The 4,395-nt window shown below is 62.6% G+C and carries 3 protein-coding genes; 1 reads left to right on the forward strand and 2 read right to left on the reverse strand.

The annotated features are described in order from the left end of the window. Nucleotides 1-315 precede the first annotated feature (315 nt). A complete protein-coding gene (locus AWB68_RS42985; protein WP_087650191.1) occupies nucleotides 316-1,419 on the reverse strand; it encodes an aldose epimerase family protein in 1,104 nt (367 codons plus the stop codon). Nucleotides 1,420-1,442: 23 nt separating this feature from the next. Beyond that, nucleotides 1,443-2,651 carry a XylR family transcriptional regulator gene (locus tag AWB68_RS42990; RefSeq protein ID WP_087650192.1) on the reverse strand — a complete coding sequence of 403 codons (1,209 nt, stop codon included), beginning with the start codon at nucleotides 2,649-2,651 and terminating at the stop codon, nucleotides 1,443-1,445. Between the two features lie 265 nt (nucleotides 2,652-2,916). Here AWB68_RS42990 and xylA point away from each other — a divergent pair, with 265 nt between their 5' ends. Beyond that, the gene (gene xylA / locus AWB68_RS42995; protein ID WP_087650193.1) at nucleotides 2,917-4,233 is read left to right on the forward strand and encodes a xylose isomerase; all 1,317 of its coding nucleotides are present in this window, start codon (nucleotides 2,917-2,919) and stop codon (nucleotides 4,231-4,233) included. Nucleotides 4,234-4,395: the final 162 nt, after the last annotated feature.

The raw sequence follows: 4,395 nt of genomic DNA on the forward strand, positions 1-4,395 counted from the left end.
ATGACTGCTGGTCCACTTCGTATAGCGGTCCGATGCCCGTACCTCTTCTACATGCCAACAACGATGAAACCCCGCTAACGACACTCCCCCGGTTGGACCACTCAGACATAACGGGCTGGCGGTGCATGGCAAGAATTGGCGTTGGAAAGCTGCTTTCTTTGCTTACTTTCTTTGCAGCAGCAAAGAAAGTGAGTCCCGCCCCGGACAGGGGCAGAGCTAATAAACCAAAAACAAAACAAGTTCCATAGGAGCATAAGCGCATCAAACGGCGTAAACACCAACCCACCCCAACCCCACCTCAAGCGCCACCGAAGCTCAACGCATATCCAACCGATAGCTCGTCCTCTGCCGATACCGCTCCCCCGGACGGAGCACTACGCCCGCGGCATTATCCATGTTGATCTGGTTAGGAAAGCCCCCGGTCTCCAGACACAGCCCCGCATGCTTGCGATAAACCTTGCCATTACGCCCGACGACGCCTTCCAGAAAATTACCGGTATAGAACTGCATCCCATGCGCATTGGTCGAGACGGTCAATTCGCGGCCGCTCGCGGGGTCATAAAGCACGGCCGCCGTGCGCATCGGCATCGGCATCGACTCGCCATCGCCTCGCAACACATAGCAATGATCGAAGCCGCCCGCCCGCGCGAGCTGCGCATTCGGCCAGCCGAGCCGCGCCCCAATCGGCGCGCCCGCGCGAAAGTCGAATGCATTGCCCGCGACGTCCGCGCGCGCGACCGGAATCAATGTATCGTCCACTTCGAAATACGCGTCCGCCTCGATCGCGATCACATGGCCGCGAATGTCGGGCGCATCGGCGCATGCATCCCCCGACAAATTGAAGTACGCATGATTCGTCAGGTTGACGGGCGTCGGTGCATCGGCGAGCGCTTCGTAATCGAGTGTCAACGTGCCGCGGTCGTCGAGCGAGAAACGCACGGTTGCCGTGAGCGTGCCGGGGAAACCGGCATCGCCTTCAGGCGATTCGTGCGTCATCACGAGCGCGCCATCCACTTCGCGCGCGCTCCACAACGCACGATGAAATCCCGCCGCGCCACCATGCAGATGGTTCGGGCCGTCGTTGCGATCGAGCGAGTAGCTCACGCCGTCGAGCGTGAAGCGCGCTCCCGCGATGCGGTTCGCCCAGCGTCCGATCGTCCCGCCCATGAAGGCGCGGCCCGCGAGATAGTCGGCGGGCGTGTCGTGGCCGAGCAGGACATCGGCGATGCGCCCCGCGCGGTCGGGCGCATGCCACGCGACGAGCGTCGCGCCCAGGTCGCTGATCGTGACGCGCATGTCGTGCGCGTTGCGCAGCGTGAAGAGCCGCACGGCGTCGCCGCCGGGCAGTGCGCCCCAGCGCTCGACGCCGATGCGTGCGTGAGTTTTGCGGCTGGTGCCGTCGGTGTCGGCGAGATTCATAGCGATCGCTCGGATGCGTGGCGTCAGCCGGGTTGCGGCGTCTCTTTGGCTTGCAGACGTTCCTGAAACTCGCGCGGCGTGCAGTCGAGTTCGCGACGAAACACAGCGTACATGTATTGCAACGACGTGAAGCCGCAGCGGATCGCCACTTCGGCGCTCGACATGTCGTGGCGCGCGAGCAGTTGCTTGGCGACATCGAGTTTGTGGTTGAGGATTTCCTGATGCACGGTGTAGCCGAGTTCGCGCCTGAAGTGATCTTCGAGCGACGAGCGCGATACGCCGACGTAATCCGCCACTTGCTCGGTCTTGATCCCCTGACAGCCATATTGCCGGATGTAATGCCGCGCGCGCATCACATGCGGGCTCGACACGGGCTGATGCCGCGTCGACAGGAGCACGTTGATGCCGACCGGCGGCACGAGAATGCGCCGGCCCGCGAAGCGCGCGCCTCCCAACATCTGGTGCAGCAGGTGGGCGGCGGTGCGTCCCATTTCCTCGGTGCCCTGGATCACGGATGACAGCGGAATGCGCGTCAAGGAACGCGTGAGCGGATCGTTGTCGATGCCGATGATCGCGACTTCCTCGGGCACCGCGATGCCGGAAATCAGGCACGCTTGCAGTAGATGCCGCGCGCGTGCATCGGTGACGGCGATCACGCCGACGGGCTTCGGCAAGCCCTGCAACCATGACGTGAGCTGCGCGCTCGCCTGGTTCCAGACGGGCGCGCTCGTCGGGAGTCCGCGGTGGATGTCGGCTTCCAGGCCATCGGCGGCGAGGAGTGCCTTGAACGCGAGTTCGCGTTGCTGCGCCCAGCGGTTCTCGGGCGATTCGGGCAGGCTGTAGAGCGCGAAGCGCTGCAATCCCGCGCCGATCAGATGCGTGTACGCGAGCGAGACGAGCTTCGCGTTGTCGGTGGCGATGTACGGCAGGTTCGCCGGATAGTCCGATGGATCTTGATACGACGAACCCACCGCGACCACAGGCAGCGGGCAGTCGGCGAGCGCTTCGCAGACGGCGGGATCGTCGAAGTCGGCGATGATGCCATCGCCTTCGAATCGCTCGATGCCGGTGAGGCGCGCGCGAAAATCCTCCTCGAGAAAGAGATCCCACGCGACGCGCGTCGACAGCAGGTAGTTGCCGATGCCGGTGATGATCTCGCGGTCATAGACCTTGTTCGCGTTGAACAGCAGCGCGATGCGATGCGTGCGTTGAGCAGTTTGCTGTCTTGTCATCGACCTCTGGACAAAGCGCGAGGCTTTGTCGTCTCCGTTAGGCGGCTTTGCTGCTGTCGAAGCCGCTGCGCTGTTTTAAGCGTTCAGCTTATTCTAGGCCGCGAGCAGCGCGCGGCGCCAGTCCATTATCCCCGAGAACAAGAATCACCATCGCCGCTGGCGGATTTCGCAATTGCCGCGACCGGCGCCAAGCTGGCAGCATGGAGTCACTTCATGGCCGCTCCGACGCACTCGGCGGCACACATCCGAACACAAGGAGACGCGCATGTCCTGCTTCGAACATCTGCCGGCGATTCGCTACGAAGGCCGCGAGGCGCAAAGCCCGTTCGCTTATCGCCACTACGACCGCAACAAGCTCGTGCTGGGCAAGCGCATGGAAGACCATCTGCGCCTCGCCGTCTGCTACTGGCACACTTTCGTGTGGCCGGGCGTCGACATGTTCGGCGCGGCCACGTTCAAGCGTCCGTGGCAGCAGGCGGGCGATGCACTCGAACGGGCGCACCTGAAAGCCGATGCGGCGTTCGAACTCTTCTCGAAGCTCGGCACGCCGTTCTACACCTTCCACGATACCGACGTGTCGCCCGAGGGCGACAGCATCCGTCATTACGTGAACAACTTCAGAAAGATGAGCGACTACCTTGCACGCAAGCAAGACGACACGGGCGTCAGGCTGCTGTGGGGCACGGCGAATCTCTTCTCCAACCCGCGCTATGCGGCGGGCGCCGCGACCAATCCGAACCCCGACGTGTTCGCGTTCGCCGCGACCCAGGTGTTGCAGGCGCTGGAAGCCACGCAGCGCCTCGGCGGTGAAAACTACGTGCTGTGGGGCGGCCGCGAAGGCTACGAAACGCTGCTCAACACGGACCTCAAGCGCGAACGCGAGCAATTTGCGCGCTTCCTTTCGATGGTGGTCGAGCACAAGCACAAGATCGGCTTCAAGGGCGCGCTGCTGATCGAGCCGAAGCCGCAGGAGCCGACCAAGCATCAATACGATTACGACGTCGCGACCGTCCACGGCTTTCTCGTGCAGTACGGCTTGCAGGACGAGATTCGCGTGAACATCGAGGCCAATCACGCGACGCTCGCGGGTCATTCGTTTCATCACGAGATCGCGACGGCGATCGCGCTCGGCGTGTTCGGCAGCATCGACGCGAATCGCGGCGATCCCCAGAACGGCTGGGACACGGACCAGTTCCCGAACAGCGTCGAGGAACTGACGCTCGCGTTCTACGAAATCCTGCGTCACGGCGGCTTCACGACGGGCGGCATGAACTTCGATGCGAAGGTGCGCCGCCAGAGCATCGATGCCGAGGACCTGATGCATGGGCATATCGGCGCGATCGATGTCATCGCGCTCGCGCTGGAACGCGCGGCGGCACTGATCGAGAACGATCAACTCCAGAGTCTGAAGCAAGCGCGCTATGCAGGCTGGGACAGCGAGTTTGGACGCAAGGTGCTGGCGGGCGGTTACTCGCTGGAATCGCTCGCGGCGGATGCGCTCGCCCGCGAGATCAGTCCGAAGCACGTGAGCGGACAGCAGGAGCGGCTCGAAAACATCGTCAGCCGGGCGATCTATGGTTAGTCATCCAGGCCTTCCGGGCAACATCAAAAAACGTTGCCCGGGACGGTAGATTTCGCAATTGCCGCGCCGTTGTCTGCGGTACAACCTAGTGCAGTGCGTCACAAATAATGCAACTTAATTGCGATTTGTGAGTCTCTGTTTGCATGGAGGGAGAACTCATGA

The sequence above is a fragment of the Caballeronia choica genome, assembly GCF_001544535.1.
Classification (GTDB): Bacteria; Pseudomonadota; Gammaproteobacteria; order Burkholderiales; family Burkholderiaceae; genus Caballeronia; species Caballeronia choica.